Here is a 25062-nt window from a genome sequence, read left to right as displayed (position 1 = left end):
AATGAAGAAGTATTGGATAGCGGCAATGGCCGGATTTCTGCTGTTTAGCGGAACAGCTGCTGCACAGGCTGAACTTCAAATTCCAGCGGCTTATATCGCTATTGGCGATTCACTTGCAGCAGGGCAGACGCCTGACCGCCAAATAGATGCCGGTTACGCAGATTTGATCGCCCAAGAGCTGTCGCGCAATCAGCCGGTGGCATTTTATTCGAAAAACTTGGCTTTTCCAGGATTCACCACATCAGATGTATTAGACAGCATCCAAAGTGAGGAAGCGGAAGAAGTGTTGTCTTCAGCCAATCTTATTACTGTTTCGGCCGGGGCAAACGATCTTTTGCGCCTTGTCCAGGGAGACGCGGCACAGGGGTCTTTGACTTTCCAACAAGTTCAAGTGGATTTTGCGCTTAACGAGGCAAGACAAAATATGGATTTGATTTTGGCAGAACTCACGGAAAAATCCCCTGAAGCAACGGTTTACGTGATGGGGTATTACTTTGCTTACCCGCACGTTCGTGACAGCCAAAAGAACGGAACTGCCAAACAGCTTGACCGGCTCAATGAAATTCTTCAGCGATCGGCTGAAAAGGCAGGGGCTGTTTTTGTATCAGTAGACCAATCATTTGGTTCAAATGCAGTGGATAAAGTTCCGAATCCAGCGGATGTTCATCCGAATGCAGCGGGTTATCAGGCCATGGCGAATGCGTTTTTCAGTGAATACCAGGAAGCTTGGACGGTGGAAGATTTTGAAATGCCGCCGCCGAACCCATTGTCTTTCGAGCAAATTATGGAAGCACAGGATCAGGAAGAGCCAGAAAATGCTGAGGATAACGAAGCTGACGAAACAGCACAGCGGCCTTCTGACGATAGCCCAACCGGTTATTTTGCACTGCGCGAAGCAATGCCTTATATCTAGAAAAGCGGAAGCGCCCGTGCAGCTCTGCTGGGCATAAGACAGACCGGCAGTGTGGCGCTCTTTGCCCCACAGCTGGATTGGCTTATGCCCCAAAGAGCTGGGCGCTGGAGTCTGGACAAAGAAAAGCGGAAGCGCCCGTGAATTTTAAGCTGATTTCTTAATCCAAAAAAAAGTTCCGGCATGTGTATGCCGGAACTTTTTTTATTTTAGCGTTTTCTGCCACGCGTATCAGGCTGTTGAGGAGCTGATTGTCCAGCTTTGCCTTGTTTTCTTTTATTTAAAACTTTACGAATGATCGGGTACGCGATCGGTCCGTATTTTATCGCTGATTTCAATAGTCTGCCAATTGCCATTTAAATCTCTCCATTCATGGGGTTAATACTTATCATTTTCCCGAATTCTTCGGATTGCAAACCTTTTATGCAGATTGCGCATGTGCCAACAAGATATCTTTATAAGAATGGACACTTGAAATCAACACATATTCAGCGTTGCCATGCCAATCATCGCCGCTCGGGCCAAATTCAATAGCACCTTCGCCGCCGGTTACTGCCGCATAGTAGCGGGTGTCTGCTGCGCCGTGCTGGCCGAATAAAACGGGTTCTTGTTGAGTTGTGTCCAAAATCGCTTTTTGCAAACTTTGAATATATAAATTTTCTTTTGTCGTAGTAAGTGCAGGTGTAGAGCCTAAAGCTTTATATTCCATATCGACATCTAATGTATCAGCCAGTTCTACCAGTTGACGGATTATTTCATCTTTGTCCTGTCCTGGCATAAAGCGGATATCGTATGACATTTCGCAAATTTCAGGAACAACGTTATAGCGGTCGCCTGCTTTAATGATTGGCAGGTTGACGGAAGGGTGCTCGTAATATTCGGTTGATTCTTTTCGGAATGGCAGATCCGTGATCGCCATATGGAACTTCATCGCCGATTCAATGGCATTGATGCCTTCCCATGGACGGCTGCCGTGGGCAGGTTTGCCTTTGAACGTCATATCCATCCGCAAAATACCTTTGGACTGCAGGCCAACTTTCAGTCCAGTCGGTTCTCCGCAAATAACAAAGTTGCCATGGTATCCTTGTTCAACCAGCCACTTGGACGTGTTGCGGCCGCCAATTTCTTCATCGGTTACGATATGCAGTTGAACGATACGGTTAAGGCTGCTGCTGTCGAGTTCAATAAACGCCTGCATCATTGCGGCAACCCCGGCTTTCATATCTGCAGACCCCCGTCCGTAAAGACGGTCTTGTTCTTCGACTGGAGAAAATTGTTCTTTATGGCCTGGGACAACGTCTACGTGGCCGTTCCAAATTAAAGTTTCTTCGCCTTGGCCTTTAGTTGCGGTCAACATCAAATAGCCTTCGTTGTCATGGACAGTGACCGTTTCGCCTTTTTCCTTCAGCCAATCTGCACAAAAAAGAAGAGCCTCGTTTGCTCCTTCTTTTGTATCACTTTGAATTTTGATTAAGTCTTTTAATAGTTCAATCATTTTTTGGCAAGCCCGAAATCTCGGCTGCCTCCACCACCTTTCAATTAGCTTTTCTATTCATTTCTTTACCCTATCAGACTATCTTAAAACAGCCTTGCATTAAAGAGGAGGCTTGTGTACAATACAGGTGAAAGTCAAATAGTTGTATACACCACAAGGGGAGCTTTTGCTGAGAGTGAACAAATTGTTCTTACCCTTTGAACCTGTAAGTTAACACTTGCGCAGGGATGTGGATGGAAACCGGCCCTTACAACGGCGCCAGGCTCTGTCCTGGCGTCGTTTTTAATATGGTTTTATTCACGGCCCTTCTGGTGATGTGCATCACACATTAAGGAGGAAGTCATGAGAAATAAAAAAGTTTTGTTAATGATGGAAATCGCCATTTTCGCAGCTCTTGGGTTTGTTCTGGATTTTATTTCGTTCCGGATGCCACAAGGCGGATCTGTCAGTCTGGTGATGATTCCAATCGTATTGATCGCTTTTAGAAGAGGAGTCGGTGCCGGTGTGCTGACGGGATTCCTTGTGGGTCTGCTGCAAATTGTTTCCGGTTTTATCTCGGTCACACCATTGTCATTTGGATTCGTCGTCATGCAAGTGTTGTTGGACTATCTTTTGGCATATGGAGTGGTAGGTCTGGCAGGCGTCATGCGCACAAAATACTTGCAGCATGCACAAACCAAACAAACCGGTAAGATGCTTACGGTAATTGTATTGGGTGTATTGATTGCTTCGGCGCTTCGTTATCTCGTTCACGTGGTGACGGGGATCTTGTTCTTCGGCATGTTTGCTGAAGGCAATGTGGTCATCTACTCGGTCATCTACAATGCAACTTATATGATACCGGTATTTTTGCTGGCGGCTTTTGTCTGTGCTGCGCTTTTTGCGGCAGCCCCAAAGCTGGTGGATGCAGAAGCCTAAAAATGGGAAGGCTGTCCTTGGACAGCCTTCTTTTCTATGCCAACGCAAGGGATAAAATGGACCGAACCAGGAGCCTGTGATTTAATTTTGTGGTATAATTCTTGAATAGAAAAGCTTGAAAGAAGGGTCATTGATGATAGCAACTAATGAAAAAGATATTGAAATGTTAAAAAAAGCTGGCCAAATGGTAGCTGAAATTCGGGAAACGATGAAGGCTGCAACCAAAGCCGGCGTCACTACCAAGGAAATTGATGAATTAGGCGGTAAACTTTTTGAGGAGCTTGGCGGTGTTTCCGGTCCGAAATCGGAATATGATTTCCCAGGATTTACGTGCATCAGCGTTAACGAAGAAGTAGCTCATGGCATTCCGGGCGACCGCGTAATCCAGGATGGGGATATTGTGAATATCGATGTTTCCGGCTCATACGAAGGTTATTTCTCTGACACTGGCATTTCGTTTGTTGTTGGGGAAGGGCATGCGGACAAAGAAAAAATTTGTGAGGCGGCTGCTTCGGCTTTTGATCGTGCGATGACAAAAGTAAAAGCTGGTGCAAAGCTTAACCAAATCGGCAAAGCAGTTGAACGCGAAGCAAAAGAACAAGGATTGTTCGTCATCAAGAATCTGACCGGCCATGGCATCGGCAAATCGTTGCACGAAGCTCCTCAGCACATTTTAAATTATTACGATGCATGGGAGACGACCATCCTGAAAGAAGGCATGGTGCTGGCAGTAGAGCCATTTATCTCGCAGAAAGCCGAGCACATTGTAGAATCTGGCGATGGCTGGACATTTATTACGCCGGACCAATCTTTGGTGGCGCAGATTGAGCACACGGTTCTTGTCACAAAAGGCGAACCCATTTTGCTTACCAAGCTGGATAAATAACAAATTAAATAGAGAAACAAAAAGATCCGGTCCATAAACCGGATCTTTTTTTCTGCAAAAAAACTGCGGACCTACTCGTTTGTATCGAGTAGTCCGCAGTTTTATTGAACTGCTGGAGCCGTTCTTTTTTTGATGAGCAAAATACCGGTTAAGATAACACCGCTCAGGAAAAGAGAGGCTGTTGTTACCAGCATTTCACCTGTACCATGCTTGACGGCGATTCCGATAAATGCCCAGATGAAGACCGCGGCAAACGGAATATCGAAATGGTGGAAGCGAATATGCAAAGCGAGTGCAGTCGCCACTGTCAGCATGATTACTGTCCAGAGCTGATCACTGAGTCCCCATCCGCTCCAATTGTAATAAGTCAGAACAAAGCTGATATTGGCAATGGTTGCAACACTGATCCAACCCATATTAACTGAAATTGGAAGCCGTTCAGTAAAAGTTCGTTCCGAATTTCCATATTGCAGGTAAAGGGCGATCAACGCTACCAGGTATCCGAGCATTGCAATGATTGACCAAGCAAAAAACTCGTAATGCCACAACAGCAGCCAGCCGATATTAAAGATGCAGCTTAAGATGAAAAACAAAGCGATCTTGGATGAAGGAATCTCTCCCTTTTTAAAACGCACCCAGAAAGCAATGATCCAAACAGCCAGCAATAGATAAATGATAGACCAAATCGAAAATACATAGCCAGCTGGAGTAAATAGGACGAGAAGCCGATTAGAAATTTCGCCTGTGGTTTGGTTATTCAATGGCAAGGTGTTTGCTAAAGTATTCATGACAACTACGGATATAAAAGCGATTGTCATAAGCAAAATACGAATCATGCGGAATCCCTCCTTCATTTCAGTATAACGGTAGCCGTTTCAATCAACAAATATCCTTTTCCAAAAAAATTCCTAGAAATGGCGATAAGGTGAAGTGTTTTCTCGAGAAGTGGAATAATGTTCCGATTCCGGAAAGAAAAATGATATACTAAAGGAGCATTTTTAGAAAATTTAGTTTACCAGGGGGCAATGTCATGACAGTTAAATATCCGGAAGTATGGGACTTGGATACGCTATTTCCAGGAGGCAGTGAATCACAGGAATTACGGCTGCATATGGACGAAGCAGTAACAAAAATTTCTGCATTCGAACAGTTGGTCCACCAATTTGAAGTGCCGACTGAAAAAGAAGATGCTCAAAAAGTAGCCGATTTACTTGAACACATGAACAGTGTGATGCGGCATCTGAGCCAATCCGGTGCATTTATCGGCTGTCTGATGGCTCAGAATACACAAGATAAAAAAGCAGGCGTTTTGGAAAGTGAGGCTTCTTCTCTGTCAGCGCGCTTTCAAAATTCATTCCAAAAAATTCAACAAGATTTGTCGAAAACAGAAGAAGGGGTATGGACAGAGCTGCTCAAAGAAGAATCGTTGCGGGAGTTCACTTTTATTTTGAACGAATGGCGCGAAGAAGCGAAGATGCTGCTGTCTGAACAAGAAGAAAGCCTGATTACCGCTTTAGGCGTAGATGGCTACCATAGCTGGAGCCAGTTGTACGATATGCTGGTTGGAGAAATCCAAGTTACGGTTACTGTGGATGGTGAACCTAAATCGTTATCCGTTGGGCAGGCAAATAACTTAAGCTCACACAAAGACGCAGCAGTGCGAAAAGAATCTTACGAAAAACTGGAACAGGCTTGGACAGATAAAGAAGAGTTTTTCGCTAAGACTTTAAACTCCATCGCCGGATTCCGTTTGGAAACCTATAAAAAGCGTGGATGGGACAATCCTCTCCAGGAGCCGTTGCATATCAACCGCATGAAGCAGGAAACATTGGACGCTATGTGGGGAGCCATTAGCAACAACAAGCAGCCTTTCGTCAACTATCTAAACCAAAAAGGCAAACTGCTGGGCAAAGACGGACTGGATTGGTATGACGTGGACGCACCGGTAACAAAAAGCACCCAGCAGTTTTCTTATCAAGAAGGTGCAGAATTCATTCTTAAGCAGTTTGGGAAATTTGGACCTGAGCTGGAGCAATTCGCGCAGCAAGCATTTGAAAAAGGCTGGATTGAAGCCGAAGACCGTCCGAACAAGCGGCCAGGTGGATTTTGTACCGGCTTGCCACTGAGTGAAGAGTCACGTATTTTTATGACTTACAGTGGATCCATGTCCAATGTAGCGACCTTGGCGCATGAACTTGGCCATGCGTTCCATACTTATGCGCTTCGTCCTGTCCACTCTTTGAACCGGTCGTATGCAATGAATGTAGCTGAAACTGCATCGACATTCGCTGAAATGATCGTGGCAGATGCGGCAGTCAAAAATGCGCAGTCCAAGGAAGAAAAAATTGCGTTGCTGGAAGATAAAGTCCAGCGCAGTGTGGCGTTCTTTATGAACATCCATTCGCGTTTCCTTTTTGAAACCCGTTTCTATGAAGAACGCAAAAAAGGCGTTGTACCGGCATCCCGGTTAAATGAATTGATGGAGCAGGCACAGACAGAAGGATTTGCAGGCGGATTGGCATCGACGCACCCGCATTTCTGGGCATCTAAACTGCATTTCTATATTACTTATGTGCCGTTTTACAACTTCCCGTATACGTTCGGCTATTTGTTCTCTTTGAGTGTATATGCAAAAGCATTGGAAGAAGGGAGCGGCTTTGAAGAAAAATACCTGGCGTTGCTTCGCGATACAGCAGTGATGTCTGCAGAAGACTTGGCAATGAAACATTTGGGCGAAGACATCACGCAGCAGGCTTTCTGGGAAAAAGGAATCGCTTTATGTGTCCAGGATGCCGAAGAATTTATTTCGCTGACATCTGCTGAGGCCTAGTATGAACTTGCTTTTCGAAGGGCAGACTTGTTACCTGCGCAGTTTAACTGTGGACGATGCAGAAGAGATGGTGCAATTGCTGCTGCGCAACCGGGATTATTGGTCTGTATACGAACCGCGACACCGCGACAGCTATTTCTCAGCAGCAGTGCAGCGGGAAAAAATTCGGGAATCAATCTACCAGGCGAGAGAAAATCGGGAGTACAGCGTCGGGATTTTTGAGCATGAGACAAAAAAACTGATCGGTCATATTTCTGTCTACAGTGTGAAGCGTATGCCTTTTTTAAGTGCCTTGGTCGGCTACTCAATCGATGAAGCTTATATCGGCAAGGGCATTGCTACGGAGGCGGTCAAGCTGATGACTGTTTTTGGGTTCGAAGAACTTCGTCTCCACCGTATTGAGGCCTATGTGTCTCCGGATAATGAGGGATCAATTCGGGTATTGGAAAAAACCGGATTTCGTCGGGAAGGCTTGCTAAAGGAGTTTCTCTATATCAATGGCGAATGGAAAGACCATTATTACTACGCTATGATTGAGCAGGAATTTTGAAAGGGCAAGGCCACCTACAAAAAATGGTGGAAAGAAATGCAACGCTGGTTTGAATCGTAAGTAAAAGCGGAGGAAGGTGCGTAAAGGATGAATACAGAAAAACTGTTTTCTTATCACAAATGGGCGACACTGGCTTGCTTGGAACACGTTCAAAAAACCGGTGAGGAGTTTTATCAGAAAGAGGGAGCCAACTCTTTTTCTTCCATTCAAGCAACCATTGCGCATGTGATCGGTGTGGAAAAACTGTGGTTGCTGCGAATGTCTGGTATAGCCAAACCGGCATTCGAGCATTTCGAAGTAGGAACAACCCAACAAGCGATTGATGCTTTTGAGCTGCTGCATGCGGAAATGGAGTTGTTTTTCGCTTCGCTGTCCGAAGAGCAGTGGCAGGAAACACTTGAGTATCAAAATATGCGTGGAGATGATTTTTCTTCAACGCGTGAAGAAATGCTGTTTACGGTTGTGAATCATGCCAGTTACCATAGAGGACAGATTACCTCGTTTCTTCGGCAATTTGGCAAAGAGGGAAGAGCCCTCGATTATATCTATTATCAAAAACAAAACCGCTGAGAGTTTCTCAGCGGTTTTCGTTTCCATTTACGACAACATCCAGTTTGCCTGTGGTTGGATCGATAACAAGGCCATGGACAGGAACTGAAATATCGAGAAGGGGATGATTGCGCACCATGTTGACGCTATGTGCCACACTTTCCGTCACATCGTCGAATCCACGGAGCCAGCCTTTCAAATCCACTCCGGAATATTCCATCATATCAATGGTTTTTTCATCTACTCCGCGTTTTTTCATTTTCTCCAACATCTCTTCAGGTTTAATGGAAGCCATGCCACAGTCGTGGTGTCCGATAATATAGATTTCATCCGCATTCAATTCGTATACGGCTACCAACAAACTGCGCATGATGCCTCCGAACGGGTGGTTAATAACGGCTCCAGCACTTTTGACGATTTTGATATCACCGTTTTTAAAGTTCATCGCTTTTGGCAGCATTTCAAAAAGACGCGTATCCATGCATGTCAATATAACAACTTTTTTGTCAGGAAACTTAGTGGTCATAAATTCTTCGTAACGCTTTTCTTTCACGAACCCTTCGTTATATTCCAAAATTTCATCCAATAAAGCCATTGATATATCCTCCTTTTTGACTAATACGTTTTAAGTTTAATCTAAATTTCCGAAAAAGACGAATTGAATAACAGCTGTGCAGAAAATTAGGGAAAAAGTCATACTATTCATTGTTTCTGTCATAAAACGATGCTTTTGCAGAAATATTGCGGGAGTCCTGCCCGGAGCGATGGATAAACGTTTGCTTCTTCGGTTTATACAGCCGTTTTTCTACTGCGACAAGTGTCCGAATAACAAAAAGGCTGAAGGCAGAACCGAGGAGATCGGTATGTCTTCAGCTTTTTCGTTTTGAGATTCCAGGATCATAAGCCATCCGGCCTGTCTGAGGTCCATCAGAACTGTACGGTGCTTCCGTCTGTCGTAACTTAACGTGACATTTTTTCTAATTGCTTAATCATGCCGAGCGACAGTCCTGTTCCAATCGCGACTGACTCTAGAGGTTGCGGGGCGATGTGGACAGGAACTGAAATTTCTTTTGTGAGCCATTCCTCCATGCCTTTTAATAAGGCGCCTCCTCCGGAAATGACAACTCCCTGGTCAACCATATCGCCGGAAAGTTCAGCAGGGCAATTTTCCAAGGTTGCACGGATGCATTCCAAAATAGCGGATAGTGATTCTTTTAATGCTTGCTGTGTTTCAAGAGAGCTGATCGTGATGGTTTTTGGCAATCCGCTCATGATGTCGCGGCCGCGTATTTCCATGTGTTCCACTTCATGGGGAACGGGTGCATAACCGATTTCTTTCTTGATGTTTTCGGCAGTGCGTTCACCGATCAGGATATTATAATGCTTGCGGACGTATTGGATGATATCTTCGTCCATGCGGTCGCCGGCCACTTTGACCGTATTGGAAGAAACTACGCCGCCAAAAGAAATGATTCCGACTTCTGTCGTGCCGCCGCCAATGTCGACGATCACACTTGCGACGGGCTCGCTGATTGGCAAATCTGCGCCTATAGCAGCCGCTACGGTTTCTTCGATCAAGTGAACCGTTTTAGCACCGCTTTGCTTAACTGCGTCGTGGATAGCGCGGCGTTCTACTGTGGTAGCTCCTGAAGGTGTACATACCATGACGTTGGGTTTCCGAAACGCACTGCCGAGCTGTTTGGATGCTCGTTGCATAATGATTTTCAAGAGTTCCCTCGTCACATCAAAATCTGCAATGACGCCATCTTTTAAAGGTCGGACGACTAGAATGGAATCGGGAGCTTTGCCAAGCATGGCTTTTGCTTCATTACCGATGGCCAGGACTTCCCGTGTTTTTGAATCCAATGCAACCACAGAAGGCTCGTTGATGATAATGCCCTTTGCTTTTGTGTAAACCAATATGTTTGCAGTTCCTAAATCGATGCCGATATCTATTGCAGAAAACATATATAAATTCCTCCTATGAATAAAGACGCTAACTAGTACGGATTTTACCATTGCCAAAGCGGAAGTGATAGAGCCGAAGGAACCTAAAGAGTAGAGAACTGGATAAATTTTTTAAATTTTTGCAGGGCTTCGGGAGAAGATAACATAAAAACCGGCTTCAATGAAGAAGCCGGTTTTAGTCGCTTAGTATTTTTTTTCAGGAATTGGGTCTACGTGCTCTGCATCATGTGGATGCAACTCTTTTCCAAGAAAGTGTAGAAGCGTAAAGAAAAACATGAAGATCACGGCCATGAAGCCAAGAACAACAGTGATGCCATAAAACATAATGATAACTCCTCTCTAAACTGTAATTATCAATATTTAGTATACCTGATTTTGCCGGAAAAAATAAGTGTCGAATTATCGATACTTAAAATGCCCAGTTGCCGCCACGGAAAATGGCTTCGCGGGTGCCGTCTTCCAGAATTCCATCGATATCCATTTCTGAAGAGCCGACCATGAAATCAACATGTGTAATGCTTTGGTTCAAGCCATTTTTCAGCAACTCATCCTGAGACATTGTTTTTCCGCCTTCGATACAAAATGCATAAGCACTTCCAATGGCAAAGTGGTTTGACGCATTTTCGTCAAACAGGGTGTTATAGAATAAAATATTTGAATCGGAAATGGGTGATTGATGAGGAACCAACGCCACTTCGCCAAGGAAATGCGATCCTTCATCTGTAGCAACCAATTGTTTTAGCACATCTTCACCTTGTGCAGCAGTCACGTCAACAATTTTTCCATCTTTGAATGTCACTTTGAAGTCATCAATGATGTTTCCGCCATAGCTCAATGGTTTTGTGCTGGACACATAGCCATTGACACCAGTTTTATGCGGCACTGTGAACACTTCTTCAGTTGGCATGTTCGCCATAAAAGCATCGCCTTTTTCATTGATTGACCCAGCTCCACACCACAAATGCCCATCTGGAAGAGCGACCTCCAAATCAGTTTTCGGTGAAGTGTAATGAAGTTTTACATATTTTTTGTCATTCAAGTAATCAACCTTCGTATGGAGCAACTGGTCATGCTCACTCCACGCTTCAATTGGTTGGTCAAGATCTGCGCGTACTGCTTTAAAAATTGCATCCCATAACGTATCGATTTGCTGTTCTTCCGGTACATCCGGAAAGACTTTTGCAGCCCACTTTTGAGAAGGTGCTGCAATGACAGTCCAACTAATTTTATCCGATTGCACGTATTGACGGTATTTGCTTAATGCCTGCCCAGTCGCTTTTTGGAAAGCAGCGATGCGTTTTGAATCGATTCCCGACAAAAGGTCCGGGCTTTGTGACACAACGCTGATAAAAGCAGCCCCTTGCTCAGCCAACTGCTCGCGTTCCTGTACTTTCCATGCAGGATATTCTGTAAACGAATCTTCCGGTGCTAACTCAAAGCGCAAACGTGATACAGCATCATCGTTCCAGTCGACATACACCTGTTTTGCTCCTGTTTCATATGCCTGTTTTGTGATCAGGCGTACAAGCGGCGCCGCCTCAATTGCAGCAGCAATGTAAAGCTGTTGGCCTGGTTGAATATTTACACCCACTTTTACAGCCAATTCAGCATAGCGGGTTAACTTTTCATTAAAAGATGTCAAATAAATCTCTCCTCTCATCTACTCTATAGTAGCAATTTTCAGTCACCGCCTGCAATGTTTTATAACGATATTCGAAATAATCTTTTTCTTGCCTTTTTCATTATAAAAGTTTATGATTTAAACAAATGTTTAAAGGTGGTCATGAAATGAGTCAGAAAGAAGTAGAAGTGCTGGAACTGATTCGCCGCAATCCATATCTGTCTCAACAGGAAATGGCGGAGCACTTGGATATGTCCAGGCCTTCACTTGCCAACTTTATTTCAAATTTGATACGTCAAGGAAAGATTTTAGGACGTGCGTACGTATTGCCAGAAGAAAAAACAGTCATTTGCATCGGAGGCGCAAATGTCGATCGGAAATTCCTGATGGACCAGACGGCGCAGATGGGTACCTCCAATCCAGCATCGGTTTCGGGCAGTGTTGGGGGAGTCGCAAGAAACGTTGCGGAAAATTTAGGGCGGCTCGGCCGGTCGGTCAAGCTCCTGTCCATTGTTGGCAATGATCCGGAATGGAATTTGATTAGAGCAGCTTCGAGCTCTTTTATGTCGACTGAATTGACGAAAGCCATTGATGGACTTTCAACAGGAACCTATACAGCCATTTTAGAACCTGATGGCGAAATGCTGCTGGCCATGGCGGATATGAAAATATACGATTCGCTGACACCGGAGTACATTGCCAAAAATGACAGTGTCCTGTTGTCAGCAGCTTTTCTCGTCATTGATTTAAACTGTCCGCTGGAAACGGTGGAATATGTTCGGCAGCTGGCTTTGAGCCATCATATTCCGCTGGCAGTTATTCCGGTGTCGGCTCCGAAAATGGAACGACTGGGCAATGATTTGACAGCCATCAGCTGGTTAATTCTCAACCGCGGCGAAGCCAGCAAGTATTTGCAACGATCCATAGATACAATGGAAGATTGGCATCAAGCGGTTGGACAGCTTTTGGCTCGAGGTGCAGAAGCAGTGGTTATTACAGGAGGGAAAGATGGAGCGGTAGCCGGAAATGCTGCTGGCACCCGCCATTACCACTCCATGTCAGTCGAACAGGTTGAGGACGTAACCGGGGCTGGTGATGCATTTTCCAGTGCGATCGTCCACAGCGTGATGGATGGACAGGGGTTTGATGTTACGATTCAGACGGCTATGGTCAATGCAGCCAAGACATTGGAAAGCAATACGACTGTGCGCCTTGAATTAACAGCTGCACAATTACAAAAAGAATTGGAGGAATTACAATGACAGCAATGATTTCTTATTCAACTGAAGTACAGCAAGCAATAGAGGACAAAAAGCCGATTGTGGCCCTCGAATCGACGATTATTTCACATGGCATGCCTTATCCGCAAAATGTGGAAACAGCTCGTATGGTGGAACAAATTATCCGTGACAACGGAGCAGTTCCGGCGACTATCGCGATTATGGACGGCAAAATCAAAATTGGTTTGTCTGAGGAAGAGCTGGAGTTGCTTGGCAATAGCCCGGGCGTTTCCAAAGTATCGAGAAGAGACATCGGACAATTGATCGCTACGAAAAAAATTGGTGCGACAACAGTTGCTGCAACGATGATTTGTGCAGAGCTTGCAGGCATTCGGGTTTTCGCTACTGGCGGAATTGGTGGGGTACACAGAGGTGCTGAAACGACAATGGACATTTCAGCAGATTTAGAAGAGTTGTCGACCACGGGAGTTGCAGTTGTTTGTGCAGGCGCCAAATCGATTTTGGATATCGGCCTGACATTGGAATATTTGGAGACAAAAGGTGTTCCAGTTATTGGCTTCCAAACAGATGAAATGCCGGCATTCTATACGCGTTCAAGTGGCTTTGATCTAACGTTTCGCAGTGATGACTCAGTCGAATTGGCCAACGTACTGAAAGCACAATGGGATTTGGGAATAAAAGGCGGAGCGGTTATCGCCAATCCAATTCCTGCCGAACACGCCTTGGATGAATCGTTCATCAACAGCATTATCGCTCAAGCGATGGCGGAAGCAACTAGCAACGGCATTTCGGGAAAAGAAGTGACACCGTTTCTTTTGGGGAAAGTTAAAGAATTGACTGAAGGAAAAAGCTTAGTTGCCAATATCGAATTGGTTAAGCACAATGCTAAAGTCGGAGCTCAGCTTGCTGTGGCATACAACCAACTTTAAGAATAATTTGTGAAAAGAAGTCCATTTAAGGGCTTCTTTTTTTGTTGGAGAGGTTTAATGGGTTTTCACAGGCCTAAAGGCAGGGTAAGGAGAAAGAAGGGGATGAAGCAGATGAAAACTGACGTATTCATTGGAGGGGGTGGAATCGGTGGATTGACGCTTGCATTGAAACTGGTGCAGCGTGGAATCGACGTGGTTCTCGCCGAACGAATGGCTGTGAAAGCACCTACTTATAAGGGAGAGCTTCTTCAGCCAAAAAGTATGCAAATATTTGATGGCCTAGGACTATACGAACAGATATGTGATCGGTCAAATGAAATTAAAGTACTGGATATGCTTGAACTTTCAAGCTCCCTGCAAGTGAAAGATCAGGCATTCATGGATTACAGTGTGCTGCCCGGCAAGTACAATGCAGCATACATGATGCATCACGAAGAACTCAAAGCTGTTATTTTAAAAGCAGCTTCTGAACATGAAAATTTTCATTACCTAAAAGGCACTTCCTGCAAAGGTTATGGCGAAGGAACAGCATTGCTTCAAAAAGGGACGGAAAAATTTGAAGTCAAAGCCCAGTTTTTCTTTGGTGCTGAAGGCCGGTCTTCGGTCACGCGAAAGGCAATGGAAATCGAAGTGAAGCAGACTACTTATAACCATCATTTTTTAACGGTAACCTTTCCGCGTTCTGAAAATTTTACGGATGGCAAAATTATTTCTACATACAACCGATTTCTAGGCCTGTTTCCATTGCCTGACGACCAAGTGCGCAGCGTGTATCTGATTCCGCCAGGAGACTACAAGCAGCTGAAAGAAAAATCGATTACTCATTTTCATAAGCTGTATACTGATTTGGCACCTGCAGTAGACGGCTATGTTCAACGATTGACGGATTGGAAGAAAATCCAATTGATGATTCCCGTTATGTACCATGCCAATTCCTACGTGAGCGGCAACAAGGCCATTATTGGGGATGCCAGCCATGCTGTCCATCCGATGGCAGGTGAAGGCATGAATATGGCCATTCAAGATGCTGATATTCTGGGTGAATTGACCGCAGATATGTTTAAAGAAGGAAAAATGGCGCAAAGTAATTTAAAATGGTATCAAGACGTACGCTATAAACGAGCAGACCATGTGATCCAATTGAGCCATTTGGCGGCACTAGCCTATTCGTTCCCGTTTAAACCGGTTAGCTATATACGCCAGCGGACGTTTGAACGGATGGAAGAAGATCCAATCCTTCATTTTAAACAAATGTTGAACGTATCAGGACTCGGCATGTGGAAAGAAAATTTCCGTGACCGCTTTATCCAGGGAGGCATTATGCCTGTCCGCATGAAAGATCTATCGGATGATACAAAAGAAATGAAATATTACACACCAGAAGAAGATTACCCATGGAAAGCGGAGGGACTCACATGATCGATGTCATGAAGATGTTTAAAGCAAGAATGTATATGAAGCGCAACGAGCCTTTTTTGTATAGTTGGCATGCCTATGTAGGCTACGAATTGGATTTGTTTAAAGCGTTCGAACGCCCGGTGACTAAGTATGATGTGGCAGATGCTCTTCAATTGGACGAAGATCTGTTGAATCAGTGGGTGAACGTAGGTGTTTCGATTGGCCATTTGAAAGAGGCAGGAAGAAACCGTTACAAAACATGGAACGCTTGGAAATTACCGAAACCAAAAGGCAATAACTCTTCAGGTGTGTTGCTGAAGGAAATGATGGAGCTGCATATTCCTACATTATTGAGTTATCCAGAAATGATGCGCAAACAGGACCGCCTGCATTTTGATGAAGAAAAACATGCACCAACTGTTGCTGAAACGAGCCGTTTATTGGAAGTCTTGGCTTTGCCGAAAATGTCACGGCGGCTTAAAGGAAAAGAAGTGGATACGGTCTTGGATATTGGCTGTGGAGAAGGCGGCTATATCAAGAAATTGGCTGAACGTTTTCCCAAAACGCATTTCACGGGAATTGAGATTAGTCCGGCAGTAACTGAAGTTGCAAAAATCCTGACAAAAGAAAACAGCAACATCACTATTGAAAATGCTGATCTTTGGCAATACAAGCCTGCCCAACTACAGGGAATGGTCATGATGAACAACGTCATCCACTATATCGCCCTTGAAAAACGCCAGGATCTATTCACTGAACTGGCTAGCTGGATAAAAGAAGAAGGAATTCTTTCCGTAGTGACGCCGATTGCGGGAGATAGCGACAGCACACCATTCGCAAATGTCTTCAACAGCTTTTTTTCATCATTCGACAACCTTTATCGCTTGCCAACGCGCGAAGAATTAGCCCAATGGGGAGAAAATGCAGGACTCGAATTGCTCAGCATCCAAACCGTCATAAAAGAAGGCGGCTGGTACATCGTGCAGTATGAAAAGAAAAGCTGAGGAAGCCGTTAAGGTTCGACAGGCATAAGACAGACCGGTGAAGCGACGTGTTTTAAGTCGCACAGCCGGGTTGGCTTATGACCCGAGATCCTGGCTTCTGAAGCTGGCCAAAAAGAAAAGCTGAGGAAGCCGTTTTGCTCCGACAGGCATAAGCTGAGAATCGCTAAAGTTCAAAAATAGGTGAATCAAAAAAATTCCCTGAAGGAAAGCCTTCAGGGAATTTCTATTTGCCTTATTTGCGCAATGAACCAAGTTCAGTGGCAATGGCTTGCATCTCACTGGTGCTGAATTTGTCGCGGGTTGAAACCATTTCGTACAGTTCCTGCAAATCTTCGTATTGGGAAGCGTTAAAGTGTTCAGCTTTCATTGCATCGACATTGACCATGCGCAATTTTGCTTTTATTTCTTCAATCATAAAGCTGACGTTTTCTGGAGATGGGTTTGATAAGTCCATGATAAGTTCCTGCCTTTCGGGTGGGTATGCTTTATCATTTCATTATTCAAATGCAATGTCAATTTCCAGCTCGTTCGGCTTCTTTTTCTTCTTTGATCTTGGCGATAATACGTTTTGTCTCGTATACAATAACGCCCGACAAGCCAAGTAATCCAATCAAGTTCGGGAACGCCATCAAACCGTTCATAACATCAGAGAATGACCAAACAACATCAAGTGAAACTGTTGCACCGACGTACACCATTAACACGAACGCGATGCGGTAAACAATAAGCAAAGCCGGATTTTTGAACAAGTACTGGAAACATTTTTCTCCATAATAAGACCAACCGATAATTGTCGAAGAGGCGAAGAAAATCAAACCGATGGCTACTACAATCGGGCCAGCACCTCCCAGGAACTGTTCAAAGGCAGCTGTTGTTAGTGCAGCACCTTCAAGTGATTTGTCTGTATACAGACCAGACATTACAATTGTGACACCGGTAATCGAACAAATGATGAGCGTATCGAAAAACACCTGTGTCATGGAAACCAATGCTTGGCGTCCTGGAAGATCTGTAATGGCTGCAGCAGCAGCGATTGGAGCAGATCCAAGGCCAGCTTCATTGGAGAATACGCCTCGCGCCACACCATAGCGGATAGCTGCACCGATTGCTCCGCCGACTGCCGCTTCACCTGTGAATGCTGCACTGAAGATTGTAGCAAGAGCTCCAGGAATTAAATCCATATTGAAAATCATAATGATAATTCCAGCGATTATGTAGAATAACGCCATAAAAGGAACAAAGTATGAAGTGACGCGGCCAATACTCTTAATGCCGCCAAGTAATACCAATGCAGTGAACACAGTTAAAATAATTCCGGTGATCCATGTTGGGACACTGAACGTATCACGGACAACAGAAGCAACAGAGTTTGATTGGGTACCATTGCCGATTCCAAATGCAGCCAGTGCACCGAAGATAGCAAACATAACGGCCAGCCATTTCTGTTTCAACCCATGTTCAAGGTAGTACATGGGTCCGCCGGCCATTTGGCCTCTGGCATCAACCACCCGGTATTTGACTGCAAGAACAGCTTCCCCATATTTAGTAGCCATACCGAAGAATGCAGAAAACCACATCCAGAAAACAGCACCTGGTCCGCCGAGAATGACGGCTGTTGCGACACCGACAATATTACCGGTTCCAACTGTTGCAGCCATTGCTGTAGAGAGTGCCTGGAAATGACTGATATCTCCCTTGGAGGTTGTATCCGTGTTCTTGGTAAAGACCAACTTTAGGGCGTAAGGCAATAGACGGATTTGCAGAAGTCCGAGTCGGACAGTTAAGAAAATTCCAGTTCCTACTAATAAAATTAATAAAGGCGGTCCCCATACATAACCGCTGATAGTGCCCAATAGTTCTTCGATCTGTTCCATCAATGCTCCCCCTTTTTATCATCTTATCTTTCTTAAAAAACCTCCTGTAAACATAATATTCCGAAACTTTTTCAATATAGTCAAGTTATTTTTAAAAAATAACTTATGCATAAGTGTTTAGAATTTTAAAGATTAGGGAAAATTCCTAACAGATGTGAAAAACATATTTTAATACTGGGAGGAATTTAGGATGAGTCAAAACAAATTAATGACAGGTTTATTAGTAGGAGCAGCAGTGGGGGTACTTATCTCACTACTTGATAGCAATACAAGAAATGATGTTGTGCAAAAATCGAAAAAAGCAGGCAGCAGTGCAAAATATTATGCTTCAAATAAAGAAGAGCTAGTGCAAGCTTTCCAGCAACAAGCGGAAAGAGCACAAAACTTGTACTCACGCATTTCAGAAGATGCTTCTTACGTGGGCAGCAAAGTGAACGAACTGAAAGAAATGTCTCCACAAGTGAAAGAAATGGCTTTGGAAACAAAAGAAGCATTTATGGATACAAAAAATGCAGTTGTTGAAACGAAAGATGATGTAATTTCGGCTGTTAAAGAAGACAACCCATCTCCAACTTCTTCTTTGACAGAGGATAAGGATTCATCTTCAAAATCAAACAGCAACGCATCAAGCAACAATTCATCTTCAAACAATAATTCATCATCTAACAACAAATCAGGGACAGGCAATCAGTCTGGCACGAACTCAAATTCTGGGAATCGGTCATAAGCCGATTACTCCCTCAAAACCTGCAGGACAGCAAGAAAACCAAATCAGTGACCACACAGTAAGCTATGATGTGACCACGGGTAAAGGTTTTCTGAAAGAATTGCTCCAGCGGATTAAAGACGTCGACGTGCCAGGACTTGGAGCACAGTTGGCGTTTTTTTTCCTTTTGTCAATTTTTCCTTTGCTGATTTTCCTGGTAACCCTGTTGCCGTATTTATCGTTATCGCAAGATCAAATTTTTGGTTTTATGGAAGAAGTGGTTCCGGCAGAAGTTTATGTGTTGATTGAGAGCACCTTGGCAGAAATCTTAACGAATCAAAATACAGGGCTATTGTCGTTCGGTATTTTAGCAACAATCTGGTCGGCAAGCCTTGGTATGGATGCCTTGATCAAATCACTAAACCTCTCTTATAAGGTGACTGAAAACCGGCCGCTTCTTATCGCGCGTGGCATGTCGATTTTGATGACCATTCTATTGATCTTTATCTTGATTGTTGCTTTGGCATTGCCCGTATTTGGTGAGCAGCTTGGATTATTAATCTTTTCATTCCTCGGCTTGGAAGAAGGATTTCTCGCTTTGTGGAGCTCAATCCGATTTACCATTCCGGCCCTCATCACATTTGTCGCTTGCGCCATCATCTATTGGTTGGCTCCAAATGTGAAGATGAATATTTTAAGCGTGTTGGCGGGTGCCGCATTTGCAGCTCTTGGTTGGATTGTCACTTCTTACTTGTTTTCCATTTACGTCAGTAACTTTGGCAACTTTTCTGCCACTTATGGGAGTATCGGGGGCGTAATTATCTTGATGCTGTGGCTTTATATTTCAGCGATGTTATTGATTATTGGCGGGCAGATTAATGCCGTGATGAGAGAGCGTCGTCACTATAATAAACAGAAAGCATCTTGAACAACTGTTCAAGATGCTTTTTGTTTGTAGGACAAAGTGAATGTTCACCTTAGTGGGTCAGTTTCAGCTTCTAGTGTCGCATCACACTCCCACGTTTATAAAGCTTGCTGCATTCTATTAAAGAAAAAATCCGATGCCGGGTAGGCAACGGATTTTCTGCTTACTGTTCTTCGGTTGGACGGTCCTGAAATTGTTTCATCTTGTTGTCTAAGTCATCAACCATCGCAATTAACCGATCTATATCTTCGAGTTCTGTGTTCTCCGGTTCAATTGCATCTAATACTTCTAAAAACATGCTTAAGCGCTGTTTCATGTAAGAGACTTGCTGTTCTTTGTTTGTAATGGATTTTCCCATTGGTTACACCTCATTTCGCATGTTAATCGTAACGGATTATGGAGACGATTTCAATAACTATAGGTAGAACTAATTATTTTACTCGTTTATCTATTTAGAATATTTACTTAATATAAAGTTTGTGTTAAATTAAGTTTAATCAAAAGAGAGGGGAGGCCGAAGGGAATCAGCGAAACCAAACCACAACATCAGGAATATCAAAGGAGGCGGTTCGCACATTTCATCGGTGTCTTAACCGAAAATGGGATTATGAAACATAACTTACCTGTATATAAAACGTAAAGGCTCATCCACAATCTGGAAATCAGATGCGGAATGAGCCTTTTATGATGGTTAACGGATTTCGAAAGTTTCAATGATTTCAATTGAATCCTTGACCGACTGGACCATCGAACAGTTTTTTCGTGTTAACTCCATAATGCGTGGCATTTTTTCTCTAGTGATATCGCCAGTTACGACAAAATGCAGATGGACCTTTTCAACCCGATCTGCTTCTTCTGCATTGCGGACAATCTCTTTGACCTCGATTTGAATATCTTCAGCAGGCATTCTCATTTTATCAAGCACTTTTCTCATAACCCCACCGCTGCACACAGCCAATGATGAAACAAGTAATTGATACGGACGAAATCCATACTCTTCATTGCTTGAGATTTCGAGTTCACCAAAAGGTAAATATCCGGTAAAGCCATTTTTGTTCATAGAATAATTCATCTGTTAACGCCTCCCTATGTTAGAATTGTATCTGAATTCTTATTAAATACAAAAGAACGGGCTTGTTCGGGGAGGCATCATGAAAAGTTTTTTGAAAAGTGAACGTGGCCGGTTCTGGATTTTGGTGGCAATCGTCTCCATTTCTGGTTTCTCGCAAGGCATGCTGCTGCCGCTTATTGCAGTGATTTTTGAACAAGATGGTGTCTCGTCTGCATTAAATGGATTGAGTGCCACCGGCTTGTACGTAGGAACGCTGGTAGTCGCACCATTTATGGAGCCGCAGCTGCGAAAATTTGGCTATAAGCCGTTAATTTTAGTGGGTGGGGGACTGGTCATTCTTTCTCTTTTGCTTTTTCCGTTATGGAAATCCGTACTCTTCTGGTTTGTGCTCCGCATATTAATTGGGATAGGTGATCAGGCACTGCATTTTTCGACGCAAACCTGGATTACGAGTACGTCCCCGCAACACAGGCTGGGTCGCAATATCGCTATATATGGAATGTCATTCAGCATCGGTTTTGGGGCGGGTCCTCTGTTTGTGCCGATGGTAGAAGTGTTCGAGGCGTTGCCATTTATTGTTTCAGGAATTCTTTGTTTAATTGCCTGGTCATTGGTCTTTCTATTAAAGAACGACTTTCCGGAATTTTCTGGAGGCAGTATGACTGCAAGAGGAACATTAGGACGGTTTAAAGCAGCGTTGATTATCGCATGGGTCGCGTTCTTGCCGCCGCTTGGCTACGGTTTTTTGGAAGCCTCGCTTCATGCCATCTATCCGGTTTACGCTTTGCGGCAGTCGATAGAAGTAGGAATGGTTTCTATCATGCTGGCTGCTTTTTCACTGGGAGCGATTGCGACACAATTGCCACTGGGAAATTTAAGCGATCGGATTGGCAGAAGAAAGGTGTTATTGCTGATCTTAGCAGGTGGATCTGCAAGCTTTGCAACTGCAAGCTTCTACGAATCCAATGCCTGGCTGACCGTTTCACTTTTTGCACTGGCGGGCATGTTTGTAGGCTCCACGTTTTCGCTAGGCATTTCTTATATGGCAGATTTGATGCCCAAAGACTTATTGCCGACGGGGAACTTGCTGTGCGGAATCGCGTTTAGCATTGGGAGTCTGGCAGGACCATCACTCGGTGGATTATTTATTGAATACTCTGGAGGGCTCAGCTTTTTGCTTTTGATCTCCGGTATGTTGCTGTTGATTTTGCTGTTAATTGCGATGAAAGGCAACACTAAAAGAGTGGATGCGTTATAAAGTAGTGTTAAAAAAGCTGGACCGGAGAATAACTTTCTCCGGTCCAGCTTTTTTTGTTATTAAGAATTCAACGCACAGGGTCATAAGCCACTCTGGCTATGCTGCTGAAAACATGCCGCACAGCCAGCGCGTCTTATGCCCGTCGAATCTACACGGCAGCTTGCGCTTTTCTTTGTCCAGACTCCAGCGCCCAAGTCCTAGGGTCATAAGCCCCTCCAGCTGTGCGGCTGAAAATATGCCGCTTCGCCGGAGCGTCTTATGCCCGTCGGACTTACACGGGCGCTTGCGCTTTTCTTTGGTGTCCAGGCTTCAGCAGCCAGATTCTAGGGTCATAAGCCACTCTGGCTATGCGGCTGAAAACATGCCGCACAGCCAGCGCGTCTTATGCCCGTCGAATCTACACGGCAGCTTGCGCTTTTCTTTACTTCAATACCAATTTTGTTACGGATTCGACTTGTGCGGTTTGTGGGAACATGTCTACCGGTTGGATGTATTCGATTCGGTAGATTTTTGTTAGTTGCTGCAAATCCTTTGCCAATGTGGAAGGGTTGCACGATGTGTAGACAAAGCGTTTCGGTTTTACTTTCAAGATGGTTTTCAGCAGCGAATCCGCCAATCCAGTACGCGGCGGATCGACCGTCAGCACATCAGGAACGAATCCTTCGTTGCTCCAAAGCTCCAGCCATTTTTCTGCTGTACCTGTCACATACTTCGCTGCATAGCCTTGCTTTTTGGCATTGGCTTTTGCATCGACGACACTTTCGTGAATAACGTCCATCCCACGAATTTCTTTGGCACTGTCTGCCAGCCAAAGGCCGATGGTGCCGACGCCGCAATAGGCATCGACCACTTTTTCCTGGCCGGTCAATTCAGCAGCGCGTTTGATTTCATTGTATAAATGAACGGTTTGTGTTGGATTGAGCTGGAAAAAAGCACGTGCTGACAAGTCGAATGCCAATTCACCTAACTCTTCATGAATGGTGTCTTTGCCGAATAATGTGATCGTCTCATCCCCAAAAATAAGGGAGGTTTTTTCTTTGTTGATGTTTTGGACGATGGATACAAGGTTCGTATCAATTTTTTTCAGACGTTCCAGCAATAATTCTTTTTGTGGAATTTTCGATCGTGTTGTTACTAAAACCAGTTGGATTTCTCCAGTTTTAACACCGGTGCGGACGACAATCGTCCGGATAATGCCCTTCATGGTCTTGCCATCGTAAATCGGCATTTTAAGTTCTTCTAAAATCCGTTTGACTGCATTGGTAATCACCGTCGTATCCGGATGTTGAACGATGCATTGCTCAATATCCAACAATTGATGGGAACCTTCTGCGAATAAGCCAGCGATGACTTTCGAGCCTTTCAGGCGTGTTTGGAATTGGCTTTTGTTGCGGTAATGCCACGGGTCTTCCATGCCGATAGTTTTTTCGACATGGACTTTTGTGCCTTTCAAGTACCGCTCCAATGCCTGCACAACAAGATCCCGTTTTTCGACCAGTTGCTGGTCATAGGTCATATGCTGTAATTGGCAGCCGCCGCATGCCTCGTAAATCGTGCACGGGGGTGTTTGGCGGTGAGGTGAAGCCGTGCGCATTTTGACAATCCGTGCTTCTGCAAAGTTGCGCTTAACTACAGTTACTTGCGCGGTAATTTCTTCACCCGGCAATGCTCCAGGGACGAATACTACATTGCGCTTGAAATAGCCAATGCCTTCGCCGTTAATGCCGAGCCGTTTAATGGTCATCGGAAATTTTTGGCCTTCTTCAATAATGGGTTTATCGTTCATGGGTTTCACGTCCTTCAGCTAATCATCCCCCCATTATAGCCTTATTTGTAGATATCAGCCAGTGCCGATCGTAAGTTGGGGAACTTGAACTGAAAACCATGCTGTTCAAGTACAGTAGGCAGGACCCGCTGCCCTTCAAGAACCAATTGGCTTTTATCGCCTAAAGCTGTTTTTAATGCAAATGATGGCACTGGAATCCAATGAGGCCTGCGGAGCACATGTGCAATCTCTTTGCCGAATTCTTTCATTTGTTTTGGCTGTGGAGCTGCAACATTAAATGCCCCTCGTAGTTGATCGTTATCAATCGCAAAAATCAATGCCCGTGCGGTGTCTTTTACATGAATCCATGACAGCCATTGTCTGCCGGAGCCCACCGTGCCGCCTCCAAATAATTTATACGGCAAAGCCATGAGCGGCAGTGCCCCTTCATCTTTTCCAAGAACGATCCCGAATCTGCCGCACGCTACCCGCAATCCGTAATCCTCTGCTCGTGCAGCTAGAATCTCCCAATCACGGACAGTTTGTGCCAGGAAATCAGATCCGCGATCGGCGGAAGCCTCTGTATAAGTAACTGTTTCCGATGGTGGATAAATACCAATAGCGCTGGCGTTCACAAGCACTTTTGGTTTTTGGTTCAATTTCTCAAAAATTCGCAGCAATTCATTGGTAGCATCCATACGGCTTGAGTAAATCAGTTTTTTCTGTTCTTCACTCCAACGTCCATCATTTATGGAAGCGCCGGCTAAATTGACAAAAGCATCAATGCCTTCAAGCTGTTTTTCAGGAAGGGCCTTTTGTGTCAGCCATTCGACGTATGTAATATTACCGGAAGGGGCTTTTGGTTTTCTTGTCAAAATGATTACTTCATCCCCTCGTTCCAACAGCATGCGTGTGAGTTCTCTACCTACAAATCCAGTTCCGCCAGTAATTGCTACTTTCATTTTCAACGCCTCCAATTTTTATTGTAATTAGTAAAGCTAAAGGTCCAGCCATGCCATTTCTATGTCTTAGAGTTTTGACATTTGATAATGCTGGACTCAACTCCAGATATGCAAGGCATAAATATATATACAGCATACCCTTTTAGGCGTCCGGCTATGCCATTGTTTGCCTGGAAGGTGTATAATACAAGAAGAAGAGAG

The 25062-nt window shown here is 44.4% G+C and carries 26 protein-coding genes and 1 riboswitch; of the genes, 13 read left to right on the top strand and 13 right to left on the bottom strand.

Annotated elements, in window-relative coordinates; genetic code table 11:
- The first annotated feature begins 1 nt into the window (after position 1).
- Entirely contained in the window at positions 2–913 is a 912-nt protein-coding gene (locus tag AC4EHK_RS17355; RefSeq protein WP_490980012.1) for an SGNH/GDSL hydrolase family protein, read from the top strand.
- A 206-nt stretch (positions 914–1119) separates the two neighbouring features.
- Here AC4EHK_RS17355 and AC4EHK_RS17350 read toward each other — a convergent pair whose 3' ends face one another.
- Positions 1120–1266 carry a hypothetical protein gene (locus tag AC4EHK_RS17350; RefSeq protein ID WP_185960110.1) on the bottom strand — a complete coding sequence of 49 codons (147 nt, stop codon included), beginning with the start codon at positions 1264–1266 and terminating at the stop codon, positions 1120–1122.
- A gap of 65 nt (positions 1267–1331) precedes the next feature.
- On the bottom strand, positions 1332–2405 hold the full coding sequence (locus AC4EHK_RS17345; protein ID WP_490980011.1) for a M20 family metallopeptidase: 1074 nt from the start codon (positions 2403–2405) through the stop codon (positions 1332–1334).
- A gap of 146 nt (positions 2406–2551) precedes the next feature.
- Positions 2552–2650: riboswitch (TPP riboswitch) on the top strand.
- 97 nt (positions 2651–2747) lie between these two features.
- Between AC4EHK_RS17345 and thiT the strand changes: the two genes are divergently transcribed.
- Both thiT and map read left to right on the top strand, forming a co-directional pair.
- Positions 2748–3323 carry an energy-coupled thiamine transporter ThiT gene (thiT, locus tag AC4EHK_RS17340; RefSeq protein ID WP_490980010.1) on the top strand — a complete coding sequence of 192 codons (576 nt, stop codon included), beginning with the start codon at positions 2748–2750 and terminating at the stop codon, positions 3321–3323.
- A 133-nt stretch (positions 3324–3456) separates the two neighbouring features.
- Positions 3457–4209: a type I methionyl aminopeptidase gene (gene map, locus AC4EHK_RS17335; protein WP_490980009.1), complete on the top strand. Its 753-nt coding sequence runs from the start codon at positions 3457–3459 to the stop codon at positions 4207–4209.
- A 101-nt stretch (positions 4210–4310) separates the two neighbouring features.
- On the opposite strand, the gene AC4EHK_RS17330 is transcribed toward map, so the two are convergent.
- Positions 4311–5045 (bottom strand): TspO-related membrane protein, encoded by a 735-nt coding sequence (locus AC4EHK_RS17330; protein ID WP_490980008.1) that lies wholly within the window; start codon positions 5043–5045, stop codon positions 4311–4313.
- 194 nt (positions 5046–5239) lie between these two features.
- Between AC4EHK_RS17330 and AC4EHK_RS17325 the strand changes: the two genes are divergently transcribed.
- The 3 genes from AC4EHK_RS17325 to AC4EHK_RS17315 all read left to right on the top strand — a co-directional run bounded on the left by AC4EHK_RS17325 (position 5240) and on the right by AC4EHK_RS17315 (position 8159).
- Positions 5240–7039: a M3 family oligoendopeptidase gene (locus AC4EHK_RS17325; RefSeq protein ID WP_490980007.1), complete on the top strand. Its 1800-nt coding sequence runs from the start codon at positions 5240–5242 to the stop codon at positions 7037–7039.
- A gap of 1 nt (position 7040) precedes the next feature.
- The gene (locus AC4EHK_RS17320) at positions 7041–7589 is read left to right on the top strand and encodes a GNAT family N-acetyltransferase (protein ID WP_490980006.1); all 549 of its coding nucleotides are present in this window, start codon (positions 7041–7043) and stop codon (positions 7587–7589) included.
- Between the two features lie 87 nt (positions 7590–7676).
- Positions 7677–8159 carry a DinB family protein gene (locus tag AC4EHK_RS17315; RefSeq protein ID WP_490980005.1) on the top strand — a complete coding sequence of 161 codons (483 nt, stop codon included), beginning with the start codon at positions 7677–7679 and terminating at the stop codon, positions 8157–8159.
- A 7-nt stretch (positions 8160–8166) separates the two neighbouring features.
- Here the strand turns inward: AC4EHK_RS17315 and AC4EHK_RS17310 are convergent, their stop codons facing one another.
- The 4 genes from AC4EHK_RS17310 to AC4EHK_RS17295 all read right to left on the bottom strand — a co-directional run bounded on the left by AC4EHK_RS17310 (position 8167) and on the right by AC4EHK_RS17295 (position 11748).
- Positions 8167–8733 carry a beta-class carbonic anhydrase gene (locus tag AC4EHK_RS17310; protein ID WP_490980004.1) on the bottom strand — a complete coding sequence of 189 codons (567 nt, stop codon included), beginning with the start codon at positions 8731–8733 and terminating at the stop codon, positions 8167–8169.
- Between the two features lie 365 nt (positions 8734–9098).
- Positions 9099–10106 (bottom strand): rod-share determining protein MreBH, encoded by a 1008-nt coding sequence (gene mreBH, locus AC4EHK_RS17305; RefSeq protein WP_490980003.1) that lies wholly within the window; start codon positions 10104–10106, stop codon positions 9099–9101.
- Positions 10107–10289: 183 nt separating this feature from the next.
- Entirely contained in the window at positions 10290–10430 is a 141-nt protein-coding gene (locus AC4EHK_RS17300) for a hypothetical protein (RefSeq protein WP_490980002.1), read from the bottom strand.
- An 85-nt stretch (positions 10431–10515) separates the two neighbouring features.
- Positions 10516–11748 carry an aminopeptidase gene (locus AC4EHK_RS17295; RefSeq protein WP_490980001.1) on the bottom strand — a complete coding sequence of 411 codons (1233 nt, stop codon included), beginning with the start codon at positions 11746–11748 and terminating at the stop codon, positions 10516–10518.
- Positions 11749–11894: 146 nt separating this feature from the next.
- Here AC4EHK_RS17295 and AC4EHK_RS17290 point away from each other — a divergent pair, with 146 nt between their 5' ends.
- The 4 genes from AC4EHK_RS17290 (at position 11895) to AC4EHK_RS17275 (ending at position 16299) form a co-directional block, all read left to right on the top strand.
- Complete coding sequence (locus AC4EHK_RS17290; protein ID WP_490980000.1) at positions 11895–12989, top strand: carbohydrate kinase family protein; 1095 nt, start codon at positions 11895–11897, stop codon at positions 12987–12989.
- A complete protein-coding gene (locus tag AC4EHK_RS17285) occupies positions 12986–13897 on the top strand; it encodes a pseudouridine-5'-phosphate glycosidase (protein ID WP_490979999.1) in 912 nt (303 codons plus the stop codon). The genes AC4EHK_RS17290 and AC4EHK_RS17285 overlap by 4 nt, the downstream gene beginning before the upstream one ends.
- 111 nt (positions 13898–14008) lie before the next feature.
- Entirely contained in the window at positions 14009–15316 is a 1308-nt protein-coding gene (locus tag AC4EHK_RS17280) for an FAD-dependent oxidoreductase (protein ID WP_490980049.1), read from the top strand.
- Positions 15313–16299, top strand: a complete 987-nt coding sequence (locus AC4EHK_RS17275) for a class I SAM-dependent methyltransferase (RefSeq protein ID WP_490979998.1) — start codon at positions 15313–15315, stop codon at positions 16297–16299. Before AC4EHK_RS17280 ends, AC4EHK_RS17275 begins: the two co-directional genes overlap by 4 nt.
- Before the next feature lie 232 nt (positions 16300–16531).
- Here AC4EHK_RS17275 and AC4EHK_RS17270 read toward each other — a convergent pair whose 3' ends face one another.
- Together AC4EHK_RS17270 and AC4EHK_RS17265 are read right to left on the bottom strand one after the other, a co-directional pair.
- Positions 16532–16753, bottom strand: coding sequence for a DUF1128 domain-containing protein (locus tag AC4EHK_RS17270; protein WP_490979997.1), 222 nt, complete (start codon positions 16751–16753; stop codon positions 16532–16534).
- A gap of 58 nt (positions 16754–16811) precedes the next feature.
- Positions 16812–18173 carry an alanine/glycine:cation symporter family protein gene (locus AC4EHK_RS17265; RefSeq protein WP_490979996.1) on the bottom strand — a complete coding sequence of 454 codons (1362 nt, stop codon included), beginning with the start codon at positions 18171–18173 and terminating at the stop codon, positions 16812–16814.
- A gap of 190 nt (positions 18174–18363) precedes the next feature.
- Here AC4EHK_RS17265 and AC4EHK_RS17260 point away from each other — a divergent pair, with 190 nt between their 5' ends.
- Entirely contained in the window at positions 18364–18900 is a 537-nt protein-coding gene (locus AC4EHK_RS17260) for a YtxH domain-containing protein (protein WP_490979995.1), read from the top strand.
- 70 nt (positions 18901–18970) lie between these two features.
- Positions 18971–19807 (top strand): YihY/virulence factor BrkB family protein, encoded by an 837-nt coding sequence (locus AC4EHK_RS17255; protein WP_490979994.1) that lies wholly within the window; start codon positions 18971–18973, stop codon positions 19805–19807.
- A 160-nt stretch (positions 19808–19967) separates the two neighbouring features.
- Here AC4EHK_RS17255 and AC4EHK_RS17250 read toward each other — a convergent pair whose 3' ends face one another.
- Both AC4EHK_RS17250 and AC4EHK_RS17245 read right to left on the bottom strand, forming a co-directional pair.
- A complete protein-coding gene (locus AC4EHK_RS17250) occupies positions 19968–20162 on the bottom strand; it encodes an SE1561 family protein (protein ID WP_490979993.1) in 195 nt (64 codons plus the stop codon).
- A 333-nt stretch (positions 20163–20495) separates the two neighbouring features.
- The gene (locus tag AC4EHK_RS17245) at positions 20496–20876 is read right to left on the bottom strand and encodes an OsmC family protein (protein WP_490979992.1); all 381 of its coding nucleotides are present in this window, start codon (positions 20874–20876) and stop codon (positions 20496–20498) included.
- A gap of 79 nt (positions 20877–20955) precedes the next feature.
- On the opposite strand from AC4EHK_RS17245, the gene AC4EHK_RS17240 reads away from it, so the two are divergent.
- Positions 20956–22134, top strand: coding sequence for an MFS transporter (locus AC4EHK_RS17240; protein ID WP_490979991.1), 1179 nt, complete (start codon positions 20956–20958; stop codon positions 22132–22134).
- A gap of 421 nt (positions 22135–22555) precedes the next feature.
- Here AC4EHK_RS17240 and rlmD read toward each other — a convergent pair whose 3' ends face one another.
- Together rlmD and AC4EHK_RS17230 are read right to left on the bottom strand one after the other, a co-directional pair.
- Positions 22556–23920, bottom strand: a complete 1365-nt coding sequence (gene rlmD, locus AC4EHK_RS17235; protein WP_490979990.1) for a 23S rRNA (uracil(1939)-C(5))-methyltransferase RlmD — start codon at positions 23918–23920, stop codon at positions 22556–22558.
- Positions 23921–23961: 41 nt separating this feature from the next.
- On the bottom strand, positions 23962–24861 hold the full coding sequence (locus tag AC4EHK_RS17230) for a TIGR01777 family oxidoreductase (protein ID WP_490979989.1): 900 nt from the start codon (positions 24859–24861) through the stop codon (positions 23962–23964).
- Positions 24862–25062: the final 201 nt, after the last annotated feature.

Source organism: Planococcus sp. TJ-307, from assembly GCF_058268435.1.
This window is presented reverse-complemented; position numbering and strand designations above follow the sequence as displayed.